This window comes from Microcystis sp. LE19-41.2A, assembly GCF_027530405.1.
GTDB lineage: Bacteria > Cyanobacteriota > Cyanobacteriia > Cyanobacteriales > Microcystaceae > Microcystis > Microcystis aeruginosa.
In genome coordinates this window covers 1-3,799 of record NZ_JAPZQJ010000021.1, presented here as the reverse complement: position 1 = coordinate 3,799, position 3,799 = coordinate 1, and the positions used below count along the sequence as shown (strand labels likewise).

Sequence of the window (3,799 nt, the reverse complement as noted above, 5' to 3'; positions counted from 1 at the left end):
ATGCACGAGCGTAATGCACATAACTTCCCCTTAGACTTGGCTAGTGGTGAACAGGCTCCTGTAGCTCTGATTGCTCCTGCTATCAATGGTTAATTCCTAGTCTGAACGAAAAGGCACTCCCGCAAGGGGGTGCTTTTTTGTTGTTAGAATTATGATATAGCTCAATGTTAAGTGGAGTTAATCTTATGATATCCCCTCAAATTATTGAACTGGAACAAAAATTACGAGACTGTTCTCTTGAAGATAAAAAATGGTTATTGGAGCAGTTACATCAACAATTAGGATTGAATAATCAAAAAACAACTAAACAACGATTAATGGATAGTTGGAATGAAGCTTATAGTGATGGATTGGACGAATCAGAAACTTTGATGTTAGAGGGAATACGCCATCATCAACGCCAATTATCTGAGTAAATATGACGATTTTTCAAGGTGATATTTATTGGATTGATTTAGGAGAACCACAAGGTTCTGAACCTGCTTATCTTCGTCCTTGTGTTGTGGTGCAAAATGATGCTCTGAATCAGTCACAAATTGGGACGGTTATTGTGTGTCCATTAACAACCAATTTGAGACGAGCAAAAGCTATTGGTAATGTTTTATTGAATGAGGGTGAAGGGAATTTACCTGAATCCAGTGTTGTTAATGTTTCACAGGTTTTCACGGTTGATAAACGTCTTTTAACGGAGTCTATCGGAAGACTTTCTCAGGAAAAAATCAAATTAATTATTCAGGGAATTAAGTTGGTTATTGAACCTCAAGAACTCGAATAATAGGGGGTTATAAAAGGATTTAAATAATCCATTTACCCTTAGACTTAGCTAGTGGCGAACAGACTCCCGTGGCTCTGATTGCTCCCGCTATCAATGGTTAAGTTCTAATCAAATAATTACGACAAAAAAGGTTGGGGTGAGCTAATGTTCGCCCCAACCTTTTTTTATTGAAATTCTCGACAAATCACCTGACCAATAACCACTTCTCGCTCCAAGCACCGTTGACATTGAAGCCACTGCGCGTAGAGGTGAAGGTAAGGGAACCGTAGTCGAAGTTATTGCAGATGGTTCCGAAAATAGTGGCATGGACTCGCTCAGGTGGACAGATATCTGCGGACCCGTAGCCGTTCTTTCCGCGAGTCCCCAGGTGGGAATAGGTGTTGCCATCCCAATCCCCGTTACCGAACCAGGTTGTGTTGGCTGGACCTTCTTTCAGCATACAGCGCAGACCTTTGCCTCTGCGCCCACCTGTCAAATCAGTTACCTGATATTGATTGAAATGGCTACCGCAGGTTTTGGGACGGGGTAAGGGGTTGTAGTTAACGGAGGAAGCCGAACGCCACTCCTCATTCCAAGCCCCAGTCACTCGAATCACTCCTGGTCTGACCGTTCGGATATCGAGATTACCCGGATAGTTGAAGTTAGCATCCTCCCCGTTACCGTGAATGTCGGACGCGAACCCGACCAACATTCTGCCTCGGTCAATCGCCTGTCCCAAATGACGGTAGGTAGCCCCTTCCCAGGTTCCTTCCCCGTACCAGGACAGACGGGGAATGCTTGAGCCTTGCTGTCCTTTACTGAATTTGACACAACGAATCCCAGTTCCCCGTCGGTTATCTAGCGAACGAACTATATATGTTTCTAAGTGGGGACCACAATTGAAGCGAGTAGCAGTAGTCAGAAGGATCGGCTCTATTGGAATTTGAGCGAGGCTGGGCAAAGTTGCCACCAACAGGGCTATACCGCTTAATACGATAGTCTTGACAGAACGTAGATTCATAATTTTTTCCCGAAATTGGGAAGCCGTGTTTACTTGCTAATTTCAGAATATTCGGAGTCTAAGGGTGATGTCAGTCCCAAAATAAGTGGAAATTGACGATTTCAATCATTTCTACTTTCAGGAATAAAGTGGAAGAACATGGAAATTTGCTGCCATTTATCTCCTCTTCTCCCGCTTTTTCTCGTATGGTCGATATGTACTGAAAGTTTAATTGTCCCTCAATCTTTCTAATAGTTGGGCGCAAGACAAACTCGCCGGAGAAAGAAGTAATCCGGTGCGTTTCGAGACGGGAATAGGGCATCCGTTTTCTGTCAGTTCGGGGTTAGGCTTCGCTGGTGCGGCGAATACCTTCGTCGAGAACGAAAAACTGAGGGTTAAGAGAAGCCAATTGCTCCCGCAGCTTTTCGATTTCGGAAGCGGGAGCGTGAACTTCTAGGCGAATAATCTTGGCGATTTTGAGAACTTCGTCTAGCAGTTCCCCAACGTTTTGCAGGTGGGCAAGAACTGCGGCGGCATCGACGTAACCCTCGGGGCAATGAACAATATTACCGCTAAACGAGAAAGCATAATGGATACAGCCCTCTTCGGTGCGGGTTCTCTCAATGAACTTGGGGCTTAGTTCCTTAAACGCAGCAATTTTTCCTTCTTGTACTTCAAAGTAGGGTACTAGAGTACAGCAAGTATCGATTTTGAACATTAGATTCTCCTTTTAGGTGGTGCGGAGGGGTATCCCGCGTTTGTGGTCTCTTCTGTCAGTCTTGAAAATTTTAACGAATTTACGCGTTTCAGGCTAGGAGAAATCAAGGTTTCAACCCACTTTAACAAAAGAGAGATAATTCTCTCAATCCTTGTATAGTACATAAATACCACATAAATAGTACATTTTGCTCAAAAAAATCGAAAAAGGGAAAAAAGGAAAAAAAGGGGAAAAGGGTTACAGAGTCCTCCCAGCACCGCGCACCACCCGAAAACCGCCGCTGCTGCCGTCGTCGCGGCGGTTGATGTCGTAGTGGTAAGCGGAACGGCAGTTATCCGGATCGTTGAACCAAGAACCGCCCCGCAGAACTTTATATGCCTGATTTTGCTGTTTTTTGCTCTTTTTTATCTCTTCATAATTTTCGCACCAATCATCTTGACACCACTCCCAGACATTTCGGTAATGATTCGGTAGTAGTGGCGTAGCTCTCTTGCTTACCTGGTATGAATTGTGTAAAATATTTATTAATAAAAATAATTGGAACCCGATCAGTCTTTAAACCTCTAGCTTGCTCATGACTTTTCTGATAAATATCTTTTTCTGGCTCCTGTCTGGCTTACTCAAATATCAGTCTAGCACCGAACAAAGTACCCCCTTCACCTCTATTCCCCTGTCCTAATTGTGGTTCTCACCATACTATCAAGAATGGTTCTATTCCTAAGGGAAAACCCAAACGTTAATGTAAAGAATGTGGTCGTCAGTTTGTGATCAATCCCACTAATAAAACCGTCTCTGACCAAACCAAACAATTAATTGATCAACTCTTACTCGAACGAATTTCCTGACGAGGAATTGCTAGAGTAACAGGAGTAAGTTGGTCATGGTTACAAAATTACGTCAACAATAAATTGGCATCTGTCCCTCGTCAAGTAAAGGTTTCAGACAAATCAAAAGGTAAATTGGTTAGAGAATGTGATGAGATGTGGTCTTTGGTTTTTTCTAAGACGATAAAGGTTTATATTTGGCGGTTAATTGATAGAAAGACAAGAGAAATTATTGGTTGCTATGCGCGGAGATAGGAGTCGTCAATCAGCTAAAAAACTTTGGGGCTAGTTTACCAGGTGTTTACCGACAATGCGCGGTTGCTTACACAGACTTTTGGGAGTCCTATAAGACAGTAATTCCTAGTAAACGTCATCGACCGGTCGGAAAAGAAACTGGTCAAACTAATCCTATTGAAAGATTAAATAATACCTTTCGACAAAGGATTTCTCGGCTGGTGAGAGAGAGTCTATCTTTCTCTAAAAAAATGGAGAATCACGTTGGG

At 43.0% G+C, this 3,799-nt stretch carries 6 protein-coding genes and 1 pseudogene; 4 read left to right on the top strand and 3 right to left on the bottom strand.

Features of this window, described 5'->3' with window-relative positions:
• The 3 genes from O9290_RS00820 to O9290_RS00810 all read left to right on the top strand — a co-directional run.
• On the top strand, positions 1 to 93 hold a 93-nt coding region (locus tag O9290_RS00820; protein ID WP_288086604.1), incomplete at its 5' end, for a photosystem II protein D1.
• Positions 94 to 185: 92 nt separating this feature from the next.
• A complete protein-coding gene (locus O9290_RS00815) occupies positions 186 to 416 on the top strand; it encodes a hypothetical protein (RefSeq protein WP_046663804.1) in 231 nt (76 codons plus the stop codon).
• 2 nt (positions 417 to 418) lie between these two features.
• Positions 419 to 775 carry a type II toxin-antitoxin system PemK/MazF family toxin gene (locus tag O9290_RS00810; protein ID WP_046662702.1) on the top strand — a complete coding sequence of 119 codons (357 nt, stop codon included), beginning with the start codon at positions 419 to 421 and terminating at the stop codon, positions 773 to 775.
• Positions 776 to 959: 184 nt separating this feature from the next.
• On the opposite strand, the gene O9290_RS00805 is transcribed toward O9290_RS00810, so the two are convergent.
• The 3 genes from O9290_RS00805 to O9290_RS00795 all read right to left on the bottom strand — a co-directional run bounded on the left by O9290_RS00805 (position 960) and on the right by O9290_RS00795 (position 2,880).
• Positions 960 to 1,775, bottom strand: a complete 816-nt coding sequence (locus tag O9290_RS00805; RefSeq protein ID WP_288027623.1) for a hypothetical protein — start codon at positions 1,773 to 1,775, stop codon at positions 960 to 962.
• A 322-nt stretch (positions 1,776 to 2,097) separates the two neighbouring features.
• Positions 2,098 to 2,472 (bottom strand): putative quinol monooxygenase, encoded by a 375-nt coding sequence (locus tag O9290_RS00800; RefSeq protein WP_288058193.1) that lies wholly within the window; start codon positions 2,470 to 2,472, stop codon positions 2,098 to 2,100.
• 237 nt (positions 2,473 to 2,709) lie between these two features.
• Positions 2,710 to 2,880 carry an SUMF1/EgtB/PvdO family nonheme iron enzyme gene (locus tag O9290_RS00795; RefSeq protein ID WP_288027629.1) on the bottom strand — a complete coding sequence of 57 codons (171 nt, stop codon included), beginning with the start codon at positions 2,878 to 2,880 and terminating at the stop codon, positions 2,710 to 2,712.
• A 218-nt stretch (positions 2,881 to 3,098) separates the two neighbouring features.
• Between O9290_RS00795 and O9290_RS00790 the strand changes: the two are divergent.
• Positions 3,099 to 3,799 (top strand): annotated as a pseudogene (locus tag O9290_RS00790) (IS1 family transposase); the annotation flags it as partial.

Excerpts from the sequence above, each read along its gene's own strand:
- O9290_RS00815 (WP_046663804.1), top strand. The coding sequence starts at position 186 with ATGATATCCCCTCAAATTATTGAACTGGAACAAAAATTACGAGACTGT.
- O9290_RS00810 (WP_046662702.1), top strand. The coding sequence starts at position 419 with ATGACGATTTTTCAAGGTGATATTTATTGGATTGATTTAGGAGAACCA.
- O9290_RS00805 (WP_288027623.1), bottom strand. The coding sequence starts at position 1,775 with ATGAATCTACGTTCTGTCAAGACTATCGTATTAAGCGGTATAGCCCTG.
- O9290_RS00800 (WP_288058193.1), bottom strand. The coding sequence starts at position 2,472 with ATGTTCAAAATCGATACTTGCTGTACTCTAGTACCCTACTTTGAAGTA.